Below are 18459 nucleotides of genomic sequence, written 5' to 3' on the forward strand. Positions count from 1 at the left end.
TGGTGTTTCTATGTGGGGGTTGAAGTTTAGATGTGAGGGAATATACTTTGTAAGTTTTAGGAAGCCAGTTACAACCTCTTTATCTTTAACCTACAAACTTCCCCCATTTACAGCAATTAGGGGAATGATAGGCAACACCTTAGGAATGCCAAGAGATTCATTTGAGATTCAAAATTGGTTTAAGATTGGGATGAGAGTTGAAGGCAAAATAGAGATTGGTAGAGAAATGGCTAAATTCTTAAAGATGATTTCAAGAAAATCATGTTATAGATGTGAGAGTTGCGGATTTGAGAAAATATCTGACTCAAAGCCAAAAAAATGTCCAAACTGTGGAAAAGAGAATATTATAAAAGTAGAGAAGGTGATTTATGAAAGAAGCTTTCCTTCCTCACCAATGCATAGAGAGTTTCTAATAATGCCAAAGTATTGGATTTATCTTGTGGGGGAAGAGAAGAAAATAAAAAAGATTTATAATGCCTTAAAAAATCCAGAGAGACCTTTATATCTTGGAACTTCTGATGATTTGGTAGATGTTGAGGTATTTGAGCCAGTTAGAGTAAGAGAAGTTGAAGAAAATCAGATAAATAGTATCTTAGACGGAATTCATGAAAATTGCATACTTGAAAAACTGCCATACAAGTTTATTCCAATAAAAGACAAGAAAGGTAACTTAAAAGAGGTTTATTCTGAATATAAACTTGTCTCTATTCCAACAAAGTTTCCATATTTGTCTGAAAAATCTTTAAAAGTTTGGGACTTTGGAGATGAGTTTATTAGGGTGTTCTGATGATTCTTGCCAAAAGAGAAGGAAAGGTTTTTCAGACATTGAAGGGACATACCTACGATGCATTAAAAATCTATAAAGAATATCTGGAAAGAAATTTTGATGTAGTTGATGATTTCTGTAATAGATGGCAAATCCCCACTGAAAAATTTATAAGAAATACTTTTTTCACCATTTATTTGCATGATATTGGAAAAATAACGGAGGAATTCCAAAACAACATAAAAATAGGAAAGAGAAGCAATAAACATCCTCATCCACTTTATGTACTCCCAATTATAAACAATATTGAGTTTGATTATCTACTCGATATCCCAATTGAAGTTTTTGCTATATTATCTCATCATACACAACTTTATGATAACTTATATGCTGATTATCAACAATATAAAAAAGGGACTTTTTTAATAGAAGAGATTAAAAATTTCATAAAAAATTCCAAAGATGCTTATTATTCTCTTGGATTTTCAAAGTTTTTTGAATTTGAGGAATTAGAAATAAATAAGATTCCAAAAGATGCAAAACCTTTAGAACTACACAAACTGAGAAGGAAATATTGGATAGAGACAAATAACTATATTAAATCACTAAGTTTTGATGAAAAAATAAAAATAAAATCAATATTTTCATTTATGTTTTCTATCCTTCAATTGTGTGATGATTTTGCAAGTTTAAACTTTAGTGAATATGCAAAGGATAAAGAAGGAACTTTTGATGATGTTTTGGAAAATTCAAAGATTTATGTTCCAACATTGAATATTGAAAATCCAATATCATTTATATTAAAAGATTATGAGCCATACAAATTCCAAAAAGAACTTTACAACTCAAAAAATAAGTTTGTTATGTTATTTGCCCCTTGTGGGAGAGGAAAAACTGAAGGAGCATTACTTTGGGCATTGAATGCATTAAAAAACTTCAAAAGAAACAAAATCATCTTAGCAATGCCCACACAAGTAACAAGCAATGCAATGTATGACAGATTAATAAAGATTTTTGGAGAAGAGAATGTTGGACTATTCCATGGAAAGAGCTTTATAAAATTGAAGGACTCAAAAGAAGTAGGGGATGAGGAGGACTTAGAGGAAATTATGGATGAAAACTTTAAAGGGAATGTGTTTTTCAAACCAATAACGATAACAACCATTGACCACGTTATATGTTCTTTTGTTCATGGATTTTCTCAGGCAGATTTTGCTTTAGGGAATATCCAGAGTTCAGTTATAATCTTTGATGAAGTCCACTACTATGAAAAATACACATTAGAGCATTTATTAACTCTTTTTGATATTTTAAGGAAAATGGATATTCCTCATTTACTTATGAGTGGAACACTGCCAAGCTTTTTAATTAACTGTCTTGAAGGTTATGAGATTGTAGTTGATGAAGATGGATTAAATTATAAACCTTTTAAACTTGAATGTTCAGAAAATCATTTAATTTGGAAAGAAGATGGTGAATGGAAAGTTAATGAAGACATAATCAATGAAATAATAGAGAATTATAAAAAAGGGCTTTCTCAGGCGATTATCTTAAATACCGTTGAAAGGGCAAAGGAATTTTATAAGGCAATAAGGGATAAAGTTCCAGCAATTCTCTATCATTCCCAATTTGCCTATAAGGATAGAGTTAAAAAGGAAGCTGAAATTTTTAATTTGGAAGAGATGAGAAAAATCCTAAATAAACCTTATGTTATTGTTGCCACACAAGTTATTGAAATCTCTCTTGATATATCCGTTGATATTATGTATTCTGAGTTATCTCCACCAGATGCACTTGGGCAGAGGGCTGGAAGATTGCATAGAAAAGGAAAAAATTGGAAAGAGAATGGAAAAGAATACAAATTGAAGATATTTTTCCCTTATAAACACTTACCATATAACAAAGAATTAATTGAAAAAACAATCAACTACATAAAATCTTATGGGAAGCCATTAACCTATAGAGATATTAAAAATTTTGTTGATGATGTTTATAAAGACTATAATCTTGACACTCCAAGCGATTTAAAACTATCTTTTGATGAGGCAATATTATTTGGAAGACATTGGACAGATATAGCAACAGAGGATGAAGAAGGAAAGTTCTTTAGAGTAAGGGATGAGAAATTTATAAAGATTGATGTAGTTCCTCAAGTTTATTTTGATAGATTAGGAGAAGATGCATTAAAAACAGAATACTTAGCAAAAATTCCTTTGTATTTAATTATGAATGAACTAAAAACAGGGGAATTATCTCATTTTCAACAATTTGAAAAGAGAATAGGAAGAAAATCCAGAAAATATTGGATTTGTTCTTTTAAATATACTTATGAAATTGGATTTGATTATAAAGAGGAAGAGGAATTTGAAGACATTTTATGAGGGAGAGAGTATGGATGAAGAAGAATACGTTGAAGAAACCTTATTCATTAGAGGCATTGAAATAAACTACCTCTTTATCTGCAAAACAAAACTCTGGTATTTTGCAAAAGGCATAACTATGGAGCAAGAGAGTGATTTTGTTGATTTGGGAAAATTTCTGCATGAGAAGAGTTATTTTGGGGAAGAAAAGGAGGTTCAAATAGGGACTATAAACATTGACTTCATAAAGAGAAAAAATATCATTGAGGTTCATGAAGTCAAAAAGGGAAAATCCATGGAGAAAGCCCATGAAATGCAGGCGTTGTATTATCTCTACTATTTAAAAAGATATGGCATTGAAGCAAAAGCCATCCTTAATTATCCAAAACTTAGGGAAATAAAGGAAATAATCTTGGATGGGAGGGAAAAAGAGGTTGAAGATGCCATAAAAGAGGTTGAGAAAATAAAATCTATGCCAAATCCACCAAAACCAAAGAAATCCAAAATTTGCAAAAAATGTGCATATTATGAGTTATGCTGGATTTAATCGGGGGAAAATATGAGGAAAAAGGCATTAACACTTCTCTCTGATGGATATCTTTTTAGGAGAGAAAATACACTTTATTTTGAAAATGCAGATAAAAAGAAACCTTTAGCAGTTGAAGGAATTTATGACATCTACATTTATGGGAAAGTAAGCATAAGCTCTCAAGCACTACATTATTTAACACAAAAAGGCATAGCCCTCCATTTCTTTAACCACTATGGATATTATGATGGGAGTTTTTATCCAAGGGAATCTCTCCATTCTGGAGATTTGGTTGTAAAACAAGTGGAACATTATTTAAATCCCGAAAAAAGATTAAACCTTGCAAAACTTTTTGTTATTGGTGGAGCAAAGAATATGGAAAAGAATCTGTCAAAATTTGGGGTTAAGGTTAAATTTGATGATTTTTTAGAGGAACTTAATGATGCAGAGAAAATCACCGAGATTATGAATGTTGAGGGGAGGATGAGGGAGGAGTATTATAAATTATGGGATGGGACACTGCCAGATGAATTTAAAATTATCAAAAGAACAAGAAGACCACCACAAAATGAGATGAATGCTTTAATAAGTTTTTTAAATTCCCGTTTATATCCAACAATAATAAGCGAACTCTACAACACTCAACTAACACCAACAATAAGCTATCTCCACGAGCCAAGTGAGAGAAGATTCTCTTTGGCATTGGATTTGAGTGAAATTTTCAAGCCAATAATTGCCGATAGGATAGCAAATAGGTTGGTTAAGCAGAGGATTATTAAGAAGGAGCATTTTAGGGATGATTTGAATGGCGTGTTGTTGAATGATGATGGAAAAAGGATTGTCCTAAAGGCATTTAATGAAGAGATGGAAAAGAGCGTCAAACACCCAACATTAAAAAAGAACGTTACAAAAAAGAGGTTGATAAGGTTAGAGGCATACAAGTTGATTAAGCATTTAACTGGGCAGAAAAAGTATATGCCATTGATGGCGTGGTTTTAGATAATATCATCAATGGGATTTTTCTCTATTCCATAAATTTCTCTACTTGGTTTTGATTTGAGTTTGTAGATTATTATTGAGTCCTCATTCTCATCAATTATATTTAAAAGTCCGTCTTTTATCCTTTCAAATTCTGCTTTTGTTATTTCCCCTTCGAATACGCTATTTTGAACCCAGTTTAAATATTGTCTGAGAAATTTTTTGACTTTATTAACTCTTGAAACATTCACATCATAAACTATAACAACATACATGCTATCATCTATTCAGTTTAAAAATCCTTAATTTATTTTTGTCTTTTTTTATTTTTAAGAGTTGTTATTCTTTGTTTCCATCCCCCCAGGGTCTGATTTTAACACAATATTACTATTAACTGACAGTGTGATTACGATATTCCCTTCTTTATTAGTTCTTTACTACACTCTTTAACCACTTCATAAAACGATAGTCCATATTTGTATCTCAAATATTCTATGCAGTTTGATACTATCGCCATAAATCTAACGAATCCAATATTGCTCTTTTCAGACGTTAGATAGTTTCCTTCGATTTCTAAAATCGATTTATCTCTTCTATGCTTTTCTTCTATCTTTGGTCTCTTCATATACTCGCTTATTATGTTCTCTGCCTTCTTTTTATGGTTTGTAGAGACCAGATACTTAGGTTTTTTCTGATTTTCCATCAACACTGCAACGATTTTAACTCTACCAACATCGGGAATATTCACGATTTTAGCAGATAATCTAAACTTTATTCCATTAATAGTCCTTAATTTAAGCTTTCACTTGAGTAGCAAGTGAGCAACGAAACCTTTAGGTTTTCGTCTAATTCTTTCTCGAAATCTTCCTAAACAATTCTTCTACCTTAATCTTCTTACCGAAATACTCGACTATAATGTTTTTCCTAAGTTTACCAATATATTCCATTCCCAATTCTTTAGATTTCTTCATAATTTTCTTTGTCGTTACAAAAGTGTCTCCTACGACCGTCCCGATATCTATGTGAAACAGAAATCTAATAATTTCAATAAAATAAAATTAAAAAATAATGATTAAAAACTTACTCCTTCTCCAATCCACACATCTTTCTTAAATCTTTTCCAACCTTCTCAATTAAATGCTCCTTCTCTAATCTTCTCATTGCATTTAAGTGTGGTCTTCCTGCAATGTTTTCTAAGCCCCATTCTTTTGCAAATTTACCTTCTTGTATTTCTTTTAAGATTTCTTTCATTGCTTTTCTTGATTCTTCATTTATAACTCTTGCTCTTCTTGTTAATCCACCGTATTCTGCGGTGTTTGAAACGTCGTTCCACATACCTTGTAATCCTTTTTGATATATCAAATCAACAATCAACTTCAACTCATGGCATGTCTCAAAGTATGCCATTTCAGGAGCATATCCTGCCTCAACAAGTGTTTCAAATGCTGCCTTAATTAACTCTGTAACTCCACCACATAAAACAACTTGCTCTCCGAATAAATCTGTTTCTGTTTCCTCTCTAAATGTTGTTAAAATTACTCCTGCTCTTGTTAAACCAATACCTTTTGCCATTCCTAATGCCATATCCAATGCATTTCCTGTATAGTCTTTCTCAACACAAACTAAACCTGGAACACCAAATCCTTCCTCATAAGTTTTTCTTACCATTGCCCCTGGTGATTTTGGAGCAACCATGATAACATTAACCCCTTCTGGTGGAGTTATTAGCCCAAAGTGAATGTTGTATCCATGTGAAAAACTCAATGTTTTTCCTTCTTTTAGGTAGGGTTTTATTTGCTCATTGTAGACCTTTGGTTGAACCTCGTCTGGTATAAGGATATGGATTATATCTGCTTTCTCTGCAGCCTCTTCTATTGTCATTACCTCATGTCCATCATTTATTGCCTTATTCCATGATGCCCCGTTTGGTCTTAAACCAACTACAACATTTAATCCACTATCTTTCATGTTTAAGGATTGTGCTCTTCCCTGACTTCCATAACCAATAACTGCTATTATTTTATCTTTTACTGCATCGTAAGTAGCATCTTTTTCATAGAATATCTTTACCATCATTCCACCTCATTTTAGTTTTTGTTTGATTCTTATAATTTATTGTGAATTTCAAAATAATTAATTTTGAATGATATTTCAAATATTTATTTCTTTGGCTTTAGTATCTTTGGCCCCCTAATGAGTGCTGTTAAACCGGTTCTTGCCATTTCTTTTATACCCAAAGGTCTAATCAAATCAATAAATGCATTTATCTTATCCTCATCCCCAGTAATCTCAACTGTCAAAGTTTCTGCACTCAAATCGACGATTTTCCCCCTAAATATGTTTGTATATTGGATAACTTGTGACTTTGCACTTTCTGTTGGAGCATATACTTTTATTAAACAAAGTTCTCTTTGAACCGTCTTTTTCTCATCCATATCGCTAACTTTTATAACATCAATGAGTTTATTCAACTGCTTAATTACCTGCTCAAGAACCTTATCATCACCTTTAACAACAATTGTCATCCTTGCTATTTCAGGATTTTCCGTTATTCCAACAGTTATACTCGCAATATTAAAACCTCTCCTCGTAAATAATCCTGAAATCCTCTGCAAAACTCCGGGTTTATGCAAAACCAACGCTGAGATAACATGTCTATGTTCCATTAAAATCACCATAAAAGTTATGTTTTATACCTCTGAGCGAAGCGAAGAGGTATCAGTGCGGGATGAAACGACGCGGCGTTGCGCTGAGATAACATGTCTATGTTCCATTAAAATCACCATGAGTAAGGTTGTCATCTTAAAACATTTAACTATGTTCCTTAATTTCTTCCCTAACATCCTTTATATCATCAAAGCATGCCCTTCTTATTTTAGGCTCCTCCCTAACTGGCTGAACGATATTCGTTAATCTTCCTCCAGGTGGAACCATTGGTAATGCTTCGCTCGGGTCTATTATAAAGTCCAATAAATATGGTTCATTGCTTTTTATTGCCTCCAATAATGCCTCTTTTATTTCTTCAGGATTTGTTATTTTTCTCCCTTTTATTCCATAACTCTCCGCTAACTTAACAAAGTCAGGACTCTCTCCCAAGTGAACTTCGCACTGCCTCTTTCCATAGTATAGGTTTTGCCACTGATAAACCATTCCAAGTGTTCTATTATCAAAGATACATATTACAATAGGTATGTCATACTCTCTTATTGTAGCGAGTTCTTGGGAGTTCATTAAAAACCCGCCATCTCCAGTTACTGCAATAACGTTATAGTTTGGTTTAGCAACTTTTGCCCCTATTGCAGATGGAAATCCAAAGCCCATAGTCCCCAAACCACCGGAGGATAAAAACGTCCTTGGATTCTTAACTTTAAAGTAGTGTGCAACCCACATCTGATTTTGCCCAACATCGGTGGTTATAATTGTTTTCTTTAAATTTGGGTCAATTTCCTTTAAAGCATCCATCAACTCCTTAACTATTCTTTGGGGTTTTAATGGCTTATCATCATACTCCATAAATGGAATTGATGCCTTTTTTAGTTCTTTAACCCTCTCCATCCATGATTCTTTATTCTTAATCTCACATCTCATTAAATTGGCTATTAAATCCCTCAATACAATCTTTGCATCTCCAACTATTGGAACATCAACCCTAACGTTCTTCCCAATCTCTGCAGGGTCAATATCAATATGTATTATCTTTGCATAAGGAGCAAATGACTTTATATCTCCTGTTATTCTATCTGAGAACCTACAACCAATTGCAATTAGAATATCACTCTCAGTAACACAATAGTTTGCTGCCTTTGTTCCATGCATTCCTACCATTCCAAGGGAAAGTGGATGATCCTCTGGAAAACTTCCCTTACCCATTAATGTTGTGCATACAGGAATCCTTGCAAGTTCTGAGAGTTTAATAAGTTCCTCACTTGCATTTGCAATATTTACTCCCCCACCTGCAATAATTACAGGTCTCTCTGCCTCAGCGATTAATTTTGCCGCTCTTTTTATTTGGAGTGGATGTCCTACTGTTGTTGGTTTGTATCCTGGTAAATCAACAATTGTTGGGATTGGATATTTGTTAATGTCAAATTCTCTCTCCTGAACGTCCTTTGGTAAGTCAATATGGACTGGTCCCGGCCTTCCTGTTGTTGCTATCTCAAATGCTGCCCTAAATGTTGAAGGAATATCCTCTGGTCTTTGGATTTGGAAGTTGTGTTTCGTAATTGGCATAAATAAACCAAGGGCATCTATCTCCTGAAATGCATCATTACCAATCAAATGAGTGGGAACCTGCCCTGTCAATGCTATAACTGGAGAACTGTCTGCATAGGCTGTTGCAACTCCAGTAACCAAATTAGTTGCTCCTGGTCCTGAGGTTGATACGCAAACTCCTGGTTCTCCACTCGCCCTTGCAAAACCATCTGCTGCATGTGCTGCTGCCTGTTCGTGCCTTGTTAAGATGTGGATTAAATCACTCTCATATAATGCATCATAAAAAGGCAACATTGCTCCTCCTGGATATCCGAAGAGTATCTTAACCCCTTCTGCCTCCAATGCTTTTATGATACCTTCTGCTCCTTTCATGACATCACCAAAAATAAAAACTATATCATGTGCGTTAAAGGTTGATAATAGCATAATATAAATTTATTGCTAATTTATTTTTATTTGGATTGGAATTAATCTTTATTATTTTAAAATTCATGAATGAAATTAATTTTAAAAATCATTTCATAACCAATAATTTGTAGTGTTTTGCTTATTGTTTATGATATATAATATTTATGAATGTTGGTGAAAGGTAAAATCTTTGCATTGTGAATTTAATTATCAATGAAATTAAAAAAGATAATAATCAATTTATTGTTTTTTAGAAATTTTATCAATAAACAACATATATATTTTGCAAACGACTATATTTAAATATTAATTAATGATATATTTATATCTTAGAATCAAAAGTTTAATTGGTGGAATTATGGTGGTTGCAGAAGTTTCAATAGTTCCAATAGGAGAAGGCCCAAGTGTCTCAAAGTATGTTAAAAAAGCAATAGGGGTTTTTAAAAAATACAACTTAAAAGTAGAGACGCATGCTATGGGAACAGTTTTAGAAGGAGATTTAGATGAGGTTTTAGAGGCATTTAAAGAAGCACATAGGACAGTTTTAAATGATTCGAAAAGAGTTTTAAGCACTTTAAAAATAGATGAAAGGAAAGATAAAGAAAATACCATGGAAAGGAAATTGAGAGCAATTGGGGAGTTATAAAAGAGAATAAAGGATATATATTTAATTATTTATATATTGTTATGTAAGGGTTATTAATGGAGGGCATTATGGAAAATGAAAATTTTAAAAAAGTTGTTGATATTTTGGCAAAATATAAAGATACTGACAAATTTAAAATAAAGGTTGGTAAAAATGGAGTTGGTATTGGCATACATAAAAGTGTGGAAGAAGAGTTAGAAAAACATGAAATTCCAAAAAGTGAAATAGAACTTGCTATTAGAAGGATAGTAGATATTCTTGGTAAAAAAATTACTGAAGATAAAGAACCCGAAGAAAATATTGAAAAATACGTGATTGAAAAATTATATTCCAATGAATTGAGGAAGAAGTATTTATTGTTACTAACTCAAATAAATCCTGTATTTGACAATATTGAAATTATCACTACATTAAAAGAAAAAGACGGAGTTTCTTTGAAATCTCATACTATAAAAATTTGAGTGTATTGATGAAGATATTAAAAAAATTAAAGAGAAATTGGATATTTAAGTCGATAAGGTGAAAAATGGATATACTGGATTACATATATTGGAAAAATTTAAAGTTAGAAGGGGAATAAGTAAAAATAACAAAGGGGCTGTTTTTCCTTGGAAAGTTGGAATTATTGGATTGTGCGACTATTTAGATGTCATGGTTAAATCTGATGACTTAATTCAATACATTGAGTTTTTAAAATATTATTTTGAGATTTTAGATAAATACAATAAAAATTTAGAAAATCATCCTGAAATTTTATTATTAAATAATTTGTATAAAAAATACGGAAAATCACTAATTGATTAAATTGGTGTTCATAAATGATTCTTGGCATACATGATGGACACAATGCAAGTGCCTCATTAATAGATAACGATAAAATCATCTATGCAATAAGTGAAGAGAGATTCACAAGAAAAAAGAACCAACGTGGATTCCCAAAAAACAGCATAGAGCATATTTTAAAAAATGCCAATATTGGGGATATTGAAGCTATTGCAATTGGCGGGATTTTTAGAAAGGGAAATAGATTGAGAGCATTAAAAAAATTCCAAGAAAAGATGCAAATTCCTACGCTTTACTTCCACCACCATCTTTGTCATGCATCCCTCTACCAACTGTCTAATTTTAAGGAATGTATAGTCCTCACTATCGATGGAGGAGGGGATGGATTATCAGCAACCGTTTCTATTGCAAATAAAAATGGCTTAGAAATTATTGCGCAGAGTGATTTGATAGATTCTGTTGGTGATTTCTACGCCTCAATAACTGAACTTCTTGGTTTTAAACCAATGGAGGATGAAGGTAAAGTTATGTGTCTTTCCTCCTATGACGGAAGTGACGATATTGATTTGAAGGTTATCGATTACAACCCAAAAACTAAATCTTTCAAAAATTATTTAGGCGTTATTGGGTATGAGGCAACAAAGGCATTAAAGAAACTCATTGGTTATGATGATTCGTTTGAATTTAAAGTTAGGGTTTCAAAATATGCTCAAAGGACTTTGGAAGATGTTGTTTTGAAGTTAATTAGGAGTTTTGTTGATGAAACTGGTATTGAGAATGTTGTTTTTAGTGGCGGGGTTGCTCAAAATGTCAAGTTGAATATGAAAGTTAATGAGATTGCAAACCTCTATATCCCCCCTTTTATGGGGGATGAAGGTTTATCTGTTGGGGCTCCCCTCTTAATGAAAAAATGCAGGATTGATTTAAAAAATACCTATTTGGGAATTGAAATAGATAACGATGAAATTGCCAATAAATTGGAAAGTGTTAAAGACAAATACAAAATAAGATATTTGGAAGAGGAAGAAATTCCAGAGGTTGTTGGAGATTTAATTGCAAATAATAAAATTGTCTGCATCTGTAGGGGAAAAATGGAGTTTGGACCAAGGGCGTTGGGGAATAGGAGTATAATTGCACTTCCAACAAAAGAAAATGCTGAAAAAATCAACAAAATACTTAAAAGAAGTGAATTTATGCCATTTGCCCCAACGATTTTGTATGAACATGTTGATGAATACTTAGAAAACCCTACATATAGCCCATTTATGACGATGTTGTTTAAAGTTAAAGAAGAAAGTAGGGAAAAAATTAATGGAGTTGTTCATGTTGACAATACAACAAGGCCACAAACGTTAAAAAGAGAGGTTAATCCTACATATTATGATATTATAAACCATGTTTTTGAGTCAAAAGGAGTTCCAGTTGTATTGAATACAAGTTTTAATATGCATGGAGAGCCAATTGTTGGAACAGTAGATGATGCTTTGAGGACATTTAGGTATGTTGGGGATGCTCTGTTGTTGGGAAACTATTTAATGGAGAAGATTTATATATAAATTAACACTGTTAAAAATTAATGATTATTATTCACAAAAACAACATAAAAAAGTGAAAAAATGAGATACAGTAGGCAGATTCTTATAAAAAATTTTGGAGAGAAAGGGCAGGAAAAACTTAAAAATGCAAAGGTTGCCATTGTTGGTGTTGGAGGTTTGGGATGTGCGGTTTCTCAATATTTAGCAGTCGCTGGGATTGGAGAGTTGATTTTAATAGATTACCAAACAGTTGAGATAACAAACCTAAATAGGCAGATACTGTATTGCGAGGAGGATATTGGAAGATTAAAGGTTGAGGTGGCAAAAGAAAAATTAAAATGCCTAAACCCAGAGGTTGAGATAAAAATCCATCCCAAAAAGTTGAAAGAGGAATTTATTAAAGATGTTGATGTTGTTGTAGATTGCTTAGATAATTTTGAGGGGAGATATTTGCTGAATGAGATTTGCGTTAGAAATAGGATTCCATTTGTCCATGGTGCGGTAGAAAATATGCACGGGCAAATAACAACAATTATTCCACACGAAACCCCATGTTTAAGGTGTATATTCAACTTAAAGGATAGAAATGAAACTTTACCTATATTGGGCTTTGCTGCTGGAACTGTTGGGACTATTCAGGCGGGAGAGGTTATTAAATTACTTTCAGGAGTTGGAGAGACACTAAAAAATAAACTACTCATCATAAACCTTGCAAACAATGAATTTAATATATTAAATTTGAAAAAGAATCCAAAATGTTCTATTTGTTCAAACTTGGAGGGATAAAATGATTAAAATAACAAAAGAGGACTTCAACGTTGAGGAAGAAGTAAAAAAATTGGTTGAAAAGCATAAAAGCATAGGTGGAGTTGTGACATTTGTTGGGATTGTTAGGAATGTGGGCATTAAAGATGGGGAAGAGAAGGAAGTTGAGAAGTTGGAGTTTGAATGTTATGAAAAAATGGCGATAAAGAAGTTGGAAGAAATTAGGGAAGAAGCAATGAAAAGATATAATATAATTGATGCAATAATAATCCATAGAATTGGAACTTTAGAGGTCGGGGAAAAAATCGTCTTAATATCTGTTGGAGCAAAGCATAGAAAAGATGCATTCCTTGCTTGCGAGTATTTGATTGATGAGTTAAAAAAAGTTGTTCCAATATGGAAGAAGGAATTTGCTAAAGATGGTTCTTATTGGGTGGAATAATAGTCGTTTGCGTTATAAATGGCTACAATCATCAAAATTAAAGAATAAATTGTATATTATCCAAATTATCTTCAATTTACCATTCTTTCAGAAATTTTATGTAAAATAAATAACATATATATTTTGCAAACCGACTATTTGGTGGATATGATGAATTTAATTGAGGAGAGAATAATAATAAAGGAAACAAACATGCTTTTGAAGGTAGATGATAAAAAATACATAAAATTGGCAAGAAACACAATCTTAAAAGAGAGGATGCAACTTGAAAACTACATATTAAAAAATCCCATATTTTTGACAACTTACGAGCCAATAGATGTGGAGGAAGATGCCCCAAAAATTGTAAAACTCATGGCAAAATCCGGTAAAAATGCAAATGTTGGACCAATGGCTGCAGTTGCAGGAACAATGAGTCAATTAGTAATGGAGAACTTATTAAAATACAACTCAAAGAATATCATTGCTGAAAATGGTGGGGATATAGCATTGAGGTGTGAGAAAGATATTGTTGTTGGGTTATTTGCTGGAGCATCCCCATTATCTGGCGAAGTTGGATTTAAATTGAAGAAGGAAAAAATTAAAAATGGATATGGCATCTGCACATCCTCTGGGACTGTAGGGCATTCAGTAAGTTTTGGAAATGCCGATGCAGTGGTTGTATTTGCAAAAGAAAGTAGTATAGCAGATGCAGCAGCAACAAGTATTGGAAACTATGCAATAGGAAAGGAAGATGAGGCAATAAATAGATGCTTAGAGAAGGCGGAGGAAATTGAGAATATTGATGGTGTTCTTGTGGTTGTTGGAAAATATACTGGAAAAATAGGAAAGATTCCGCAATTGGTTAAAACTGATAAAAAGGCAGTATTAAGCGAGTTTTTTGAGATGATATAAACGTTGGTTATAATTATGAATTTTTTGAACCTTAAAAATACATAAGTAAAAAATTTAGCAGGGATATTATGGAACTTTTTGAATTTTATGAAAAATCCATAAATGGAAAAATTGATTTTGAAGATGCTTTAAAATTATATGAGAATTTTGATGCTTTTGACCTTTTATACCTTGCATATAGGATAAAAAAGGCATTTAAGAAGAATAAAATTGACCTATGTTCTATAATCAATGCAAAAAGTGGAAAGTGTTCTGAAAATTGTGCATTTTGCTCCCAATCAATGTACCATAAAACAGACATTCAAGTTTATCCATTAAAATCTAAGGAAGAGATAATAAACAAAGCCAAAAAAATGGAAAAATTCTGCAGCAGATTCTCCATAGTCGTTAGTGGAAAATCTATAAATGAGGATGAGTTTGAGAAGGTTGTTGAAGTTATTGAAGAGATAAAAAAGCAAACGAAATTAAAGGTTTGTGCTTCTCTTGGAATTATAGATAAGGATAAATTAAAGGCTTTGAAGGAGTTGGATGTTAGATATCACCACAACTTAGAATCATCAAGGAATCACTTCAAAAACATCTGTACAACCCACACCTATGAAGATAGAGTTAAAACCATAAAAAAGGCAAAAAAATTGGGTTTAGAGGTTTGCAGCGGTGGAATATTTGGATTAGGAGAGGATTTTAAAGAAAGAATAGATATGATGATGGATTTGAAAAAATTGGATGTGGATAGTGTTGCTTTAAACATACTCCATCCAATTAAAGGGACAAAGATGTATAATTTGATTGAAAAAAATGAGATAAAACCAATATCTCCAATGGAGGCTATTAAAAGCATCGCTATTTGCAGAGTAATAATGCCAGATAAGGAAATAAGGCTCTGTGGTGGGAGAGAGTTTAATTTGCATGATTTGCAATGCTTGTCTTTACTTGCATTAGATGGGTTGATGGTTGGGAACTATTTAACAACAAAAGGTAGGGTTTTAGAGGATGATTTGAAGATGATAAAGGATATGGGTTTTATTTATTAAGTTAAAAAGGTGTTTTCATGGAAGAATTAAGGAAAAAATTAGAAAATCTAAAAAAATTCTTTAAAGGGAAAAAGGTTATTGTTGCATATTCGGGAGGTGTGGATAGTTCATTAATTGCAAAAATTGCCTCAGATACTACAGAAACTTTGGCTATAACCATTGACAACGGATTCTTTTCAGATGATGCTATAAAAAAAGCAGAGATTAGGGCAAAAAAATATGGGATTAAGCATGAAGTCATAAAACTTGATGCTAAAATGCATGAATTAGATGACCTCATCGCCCAACTAAAAAAGAATCCAACAAACAGATGCTACCTATGCAAAAAAATAATGGCAATTATCTTGGTTAATGAGAAAGAAAAATTAGGTTATGATTTAATTGTCGATGGCACTATATATGATGATTTATTTGAGGATAGACCAGGAATAAAGGCGTTTAGAGAACATGGGATAAAATCTCCACTGGCAGAATTTAAAATTTCAAAAAAGGATGTTTATGAACTTTCAAATTATTTGGACATAGAAATTCCAAAAAAAGAAACATGCCTTGCCACGAGAATAAGATTTAACCAAGAAATTACTGGGGAGAAATTGAAAAGGGTGGAGATGGCAGAGAAATTTTTATCAAAATACATAAAAGGGACCCTAAGGGTTAGGGATGATGATGGAATTGCAAGGATTGAGGTGGATAAGGACGAGATAGAAAAATTTTTCAGTGAAGAGTTTATTAAAATAGTCGTAGATGAATTGAAAAAATTGGGGTTTGAAAGAGTTAGTTTGGATTTGGAAGGATATAAAAGACCATTAAAAAATAATATTCACAAAAATATTTTATAATTTATCTTTTTTCCTTTTAATAAGATTCTCTAAATACCCAATTTCTTATAATTTCTTCATCAATTTCATTTAAAACTTTTTTAAATTCATTTATTTTTTTCATTATCTTTTTTGTTGCTTCATCAATAGCATTTGGATATTTTGATAGATACCATTTTTTCCTATCTTCAAAAGTTCTACCCCCATTTTCTTTAAATTCTTTCATTAATCCAGACATTTGCCCAACATTTTTTGATCTTGTTGCATGAGAATACATATTAGCAAGGTTTATTAATTGGGATGAATATTTTGGAAATTTTGGACTGGATAGTGATAGTAGATTTTCTAATTTCGTCATAAGATAATTTTGTTTTTTTATTCATAATTATCACCAAAATTTTCAAAAAAATAAAAATATGGGTAAAAAATAGGTAAAATATTTATTGATGCAATTTGAATCTCAATATTGCTGCCAAACCTTTAAATGCCTTTGATATTTGAGATCCTTCTTCTGTGTCTTTTGAAATTATGCACAATTTTGTTCCACTCATTTCACAGAGTTCTGACAGATACTCAATGAAGTCCTTTACTTCTTCTATTACCAATGTTCCTTCACATTGTGGACATGTTTTTTCCTTCAGTGCCTCTTCAAGTTTAGGTAGTTCGTCCTTTTTGATGTTTAACTCCTCAGTGTATTCGCAGTTGTTACACTTTATCCTAACTCTAACCATGTTTATGTCCTCTGAGACAATAAGGGTATCTACTGCCCCCATTATCAATGCATCAAGAACCTCTTTTTCACCATATACTGCCAATCCACCATCATCTTTAATTAATTCCTTAAAGAACCTCTGGACTACTTCCCTCTCTTTCATCAGTTCTAAGTCCTTCAGTAAGTGCTCTGCCTTACTTAACAATTCTCTAATTCCAAATTCCTCAGTATAGCATAAGTCAAAGGTATCTAAAACAATCTTTTTTAATTCATGGTGTAGATAATCTCCCTCCACAAACTCGTTCTTTGTATTCCCCGGACCTCCAACCAAGATTCCCTTTAACTGTTTCTTTTCCAATATTGGGAGGAAAACCTCTGTTGCATGCTCTCCAACCCTAACCATAAACTGGTGGGCAGCATCGTCAATAAGTCTCTCCAATCTTCTTGCGGACTGACCTCCTGCTTTAAATTTACCTGGAACTCCACTTGTTAATCTTTTCTGGATTTGAATGTTTTTTCCCTTTACTGTTGCTATTGTTGCCTCACTCCTATCAATTAAGATAATCCCAAAGGTATCTTTTTCTTCTAAGAAGTCCTCAATTGGTTCAGTGTAAAATTGGGAATCACATCTGTAAATGAAAGTTTTTATTGGTTCTGGAGGGACTAAAACGTAGGTTTCCATTTTTTCAGTTCCTGGACCTCCTCTTGGAACCATTCCAGCAAATATGATAACCCCTTTTTCAAGTGGGTCTTTTAAAAGTTTTAATCTCTGCAAGATGACCTCAATTGCTGATTGAACGTTTTTTCTTGTGCTCTTACTTTTGATGTTTGATGACTGAGATAATTCCTCTCTCAAATATTGAGCAACGTCAGATATCCTCCTTCCTGCTGGGATATACAAACTAATAAGTTCAGTTCCCTTTCCTTTTTTATTTTTAAGTTCCTGAAGTGTCTTTTTAAACGTATACAATTCCTTTGATTTATCCTCTTCCATTAAAATCACCCATACATGATATGATACAATTAAATAAAATCGATTCTAATAACGATGAAAAATGAAAATAACTAACTTCAATAAAATAATTGCATAAAAATCGACAAAATATATAAATATTATGGTTATATATATTATTTTTGGTGATATTTATGAAGAAAATAGAGGCAATAATAAGACCGTCAAAGTTGGAAGATGTTAAGAATTCTCTCAAAGATGCAGGATTTTTGGGTATAACCATATCTGAAGTTAAAGGAAGAGGTGTCCAAGGAGGAGTTGTTGAGAGGTATAGAGGAAGGGAGTACATTGTTGATTTACTCCCAAAGGTAAAAATTGAGATTGTTGTTAAAGATGATGATGTGGAAAAGATCATTAACATTATTTGCGAGAATGCCAAAACAGGGGAGTTTGGAGATGGAAAAATATTCGTCATTCCAGTAGAGGAAGTTGTAAGGGTAAGAACAGGAGAAAGAAATGAAAATGCAATTTAATTTTGTTATTTTATTTTTATTTACGTTTGTTTTTTTTACTGACAGTGTGATTACGAGAATCCTTTCTTTATTAGTTCTTTACTGCACTCTTT

Annotated in this window: 22 protein-coding genes; 14 read left to right on the forward strand and 8 right to left on the reverse strand. The window is 32.4% G+C overall.

Annotation, left to right across the window (positions count from 1 at the left end; genetic code table 11):
- The first annotated feature begins 10 nt into the window (after positions 1 to 10).
- From cas5 to cas1b, 4 genes are read left to right on the forward strand one after another with little or no spacing between them, the layout of a single operon-like run.
- Complete coding sequence (gene cas5 / locus METFODRAFT_RS01560; protein ID WP_007043770.1) at positions 11 to 787, forward strand: CRISPR-associated protein Cas5; 777 nt, start codon at positions 11 to 13, stop codon at positions 785 to 787.
- Complete coding sequence (locus METFODRAFT_RS01565) at positions 787 to 3147, forward strand: CRISPR-associated helicase/endonuclease Cas3 (protein ID WP_007043771.1); 2361 nt, start codon at positions 787 to 789, stop codon at positions 3145 to 3147. The genes cas5 and METFODRAFT_RS01565 overlap by 1 nt, the downstream gene beginning before the upstream one ends.
- 10 nt (positions 3148 to 3157) lie before the next feature.
- Positions 3158 to 3673 carry a CRISPR-associated protein Cas4 gene (gene cas4, locus METFODRAFT_RS01570; RefSeq protein ID WP_141564036.1) on the forward strand — a complete coding sequence of 172 codons (516 nt, stop codon included), beginning with the start codon at positions 3158 to 3160 and terminating at the stop codon, positions 3671 to 3673.
- A gap of 12 nt (positions 3674 to 3685) precedes the next feature.
- Positions 3686 to 4654, forward strand: coding sequence for a type I-B CRISPR-associated endonuclease Cas1b (gene cas1b / locus METFODRAFT_RS01575; protein WP_007043773.1), 969 nt, complete (start codon positions 3686 to 3688; stop codon positions 4652 to 4654).
- Here cas1b and cas2 read toward each other — a convergent pair.
- The 6 genes from cas2 to METFODRAFT_RS01600 form a co-directional block, all read right to left on the reverse strand.
- Positions 4651 to 4908, reverse strand: a complete 258-nt coding sequence (cas2, locus tag METFODRAFT_RS01580) for a CRISPR-associated endonuclease Cas2 (protein ID WP_007043774.1) — start codon at positions 4906 to 4908, stop codon at positions 4651 to 4653. The two genes, cas1b and cas2, sit on opposite strands and share 4 nt — an antisense overlap.
- A 131-nt stretch (positions 4909 to 5039) precedes the next feature.
- The gene (locus METFODRAFT_RS11125; RefSeq protein ID WP_007043775.1) at positions 5040 to 5381 is read right to left on the reverse strand and encodes a hypothetical protein; all 342 of its coding nucleotides are present in this window, start codon (positions 5379 to 5381) and stop codon (positions 5040 to 5042) included.
- A gap of 97 nt (positions 5382 to 5478) precedes the next feature.
- Entirely contained in the window at positions 5479 to 5604 is a 126-nt protein-coding gene (locus METFODRAFT_RS11695) for a hypothetical protein (RefSeq protein ID WP_281034030.1), read from the reverse strand.
- Positions 5605 to 5713: 109 nt separating this feature from the next.
- On the reverse strand, positions 5714 to 6706 hold the full coding sequence (ilvC, locus tag METFODRAFT_RS01590) for a ketol-acid reductoisomerase (RefSeq protein WP_007043776.1): 993 nt from the start codon (positions 6704 to 6706) through the stop codon (positions 5714 to 5716).
- An 86-nt stretch (positions 6707 to 6792) separates the two neighbouring features.
- A complete protein-coding gene (gene ilvN / locus METFODRAFT_RS01595) occupies positions 6793 to 7299 on the reverse strand; it encodes an acetolactate synthase small subunit (protein WP_007043777.1) in 507 nt (168 codons plus the stop codon).
- A gap of 145 nt (positions 7300 to 7444) precedes the next feature.
- Positions 7445 to 9217 carry an acetolactate synthase large subunit gene (locus METFODRAFT_RS01600; RefSeq protein ID WP_048115285.1) on the reverse strand — a complete coding sequence of 591 codons (1773 nt, stop codon included), beginning with the start codon at positions 9215 to 9217 and terminating at the stop codon, positions 7445 to 7447.
- Positions 9218 to 9611: 394 nt separating this feature from the next.
- On the opposite strand from METFODRAFT_RS01600, the gene METFODRAFT_RS01605 reads away from it, so the two are divergent.
- The 9 genes from METFODRAFT_RS01605 (at position 9612) to larE (ending at position 16191) form a co-directional block, all read left to right on the forward strand.
- Entirely contained in the window at positions 9612 to 9899 is a 288-nt protein-coding gene (locus tag METFODRAFT_RS01605; RefSeq protein ID WP_007043779.1) for an MTH1187 family thiamine-binding protein, read from the forward strand.
- Between the two features lie 68 nt (positions 9900 to 9967).
- Positions 9968 to 10360, forward strand: coding sequence for a hypothetical protein (locus METFODRAFT_RS01610; RefSeq protein ID WP_007043780.1), 393 nt, complete (start codon positions 9968 to 9970; stop codon positions 10358 to 10360).
- A gap of 58 nt (positions 10361 to 10418) precedes the next feature.
- Positions 10419 to 10703, forward strand: coding sequence for a hypothetical protein (locus METFODRAFT_RS01615; protein ID WP_007043781.1), 285 nt, complete (start codon positions 10419 to 10421; stop codon positions 10701 to 10703).
- A 14-nt stretch (positions 10704 to 10717) separates the two neighbouring features.
- Positions 10718 to 12238: a carbamoyltransferase C-terminal domain-containing protein gene (locus METFODRAFT_RS01620; protein WP_007043782.1), complete on the forward strand. Its 1521-nt coding sequence runs from the start codon at positions 10718 to 10720 to the stop codon at positions 12236 to 12238.
- A 60-nt stretch (positions 12239 to 12298) separates the two neighbouring features.
- Complete coding sequence (locus METFODRAFT_RS01625; RefSeq protein ID WP_007043783.1) at positions 12299 to 13003, forward strand: HesA/MoeB/ThiF family protein; 705 nt, start codon at positions 12299 to 12301, stop codon at positions 13001 to 13003.
- 1 nt (position 13004) lies between these two features.
- Positions 13005 to 13424, forward strand: coding sequence for a molybdenum cofactor biosynthesis protein MoaE (locus tag METFODRAFT_RS01630; RefSeq protein WP_007043784.1), 420 nt, complete (start codon positions 13005 to 13007; stop codon positions 13422 to 13424).
- 150 nt (positions 13425 to 13574) lie between these two features.
- Positions 13575 to 14318 carry a UPF0280 family protein gene (locus tag METFODRAFT_RS01635; RefSeq protein WP_007043785.1) on the forward strand — a complete coding sequence of 248 codons (744 nt, stop codon included), beginning with the start codon at positions 13575 to 13577 and terminating at the stop codon, positions 14316 to 14318.
- 68 nt (positions 14319 to 14386) lie between these two features.
- Positions 14387 to 15352 (forward strand): biotin synthase BioB, encoded by a 966-nt coding sequence (bioB, locus tag METFODRAFT_RS01640; RefSeq protein ID WP_007043786.1) that lies wholly within the window; start codon positions 14387 to 14389, stop codon positions 15350 to 15352.
- Positions 15353 to 15369: 17 nt separating this feature from the next.
- Complete coding sequence (larE, locus tag METFODRAFT_RS01645; RefSeq protein WP_007043787.1) at positions 15370 to 16191, forward strand: ATP-dependent sacrificial sulfur transferase LarE; 822 nt, start codon at positions 15370 to 15372, stop codon at positions 16189 to 16191.
- A gap of 16 nt (positions 16192 to 16207) precedes the next feature.
- Here the strand turns inward: larE and METFODRAFT_RS01650 are convergent, their stop codons facing one another.
- On the reverse strand, positions 16208 to 16528 hold the full coding sequence (locus METFODRAFT_RS01650; RefSeq protein ID WP_007043788.1) for an MjaI family restriction endonuclease: 321 nt from the start codon (positions 16526 to 16528) through the stop codon (positions 16208 to 16210).
- A gap of 82 nt (positions 16529 to 16610) precedes the next feature.
- Positions 16611 to 17876: a peptide chain release factor aRF-1 gene (gene prf1, locus METFODRAFT_RS01655; RefSeq protein ID WP_007043789.1), complete on the reverse strand. Its 1266-nt coding sequence runs from the start codon at positions 17874 to 17876 to the stop codon at positions 16611 to 16613.
- 152 nt (positions 17877 to 18028) lie between these two features.
- Between prf1 and METFODRAFT_RS01660 the strand changes: the two genes are divergently transcribed.
- Positions 18029 to 18367: a P-II family nitrogen regulator gene (locus tag METFODRAFT_RS01660; protein ID WP_007043790.1), complete on the forward strand. Its 339-nt coding sequence runs from the start codon at positions 18029 to 18031 to the stop codon at positions 18365 to 18367.
- Positions 18368 to 18459 lie beyond the last annotated feature (92 nt).

This window comes from Methanotorris formicicus Mc-S-70 (assembly GCF_000243455.1).
GTDB lineage: Archaea > AGJL01 > Methanococci > Methanococcales > Methanococcaceae > Methanotorris > Methanotorris formicicus.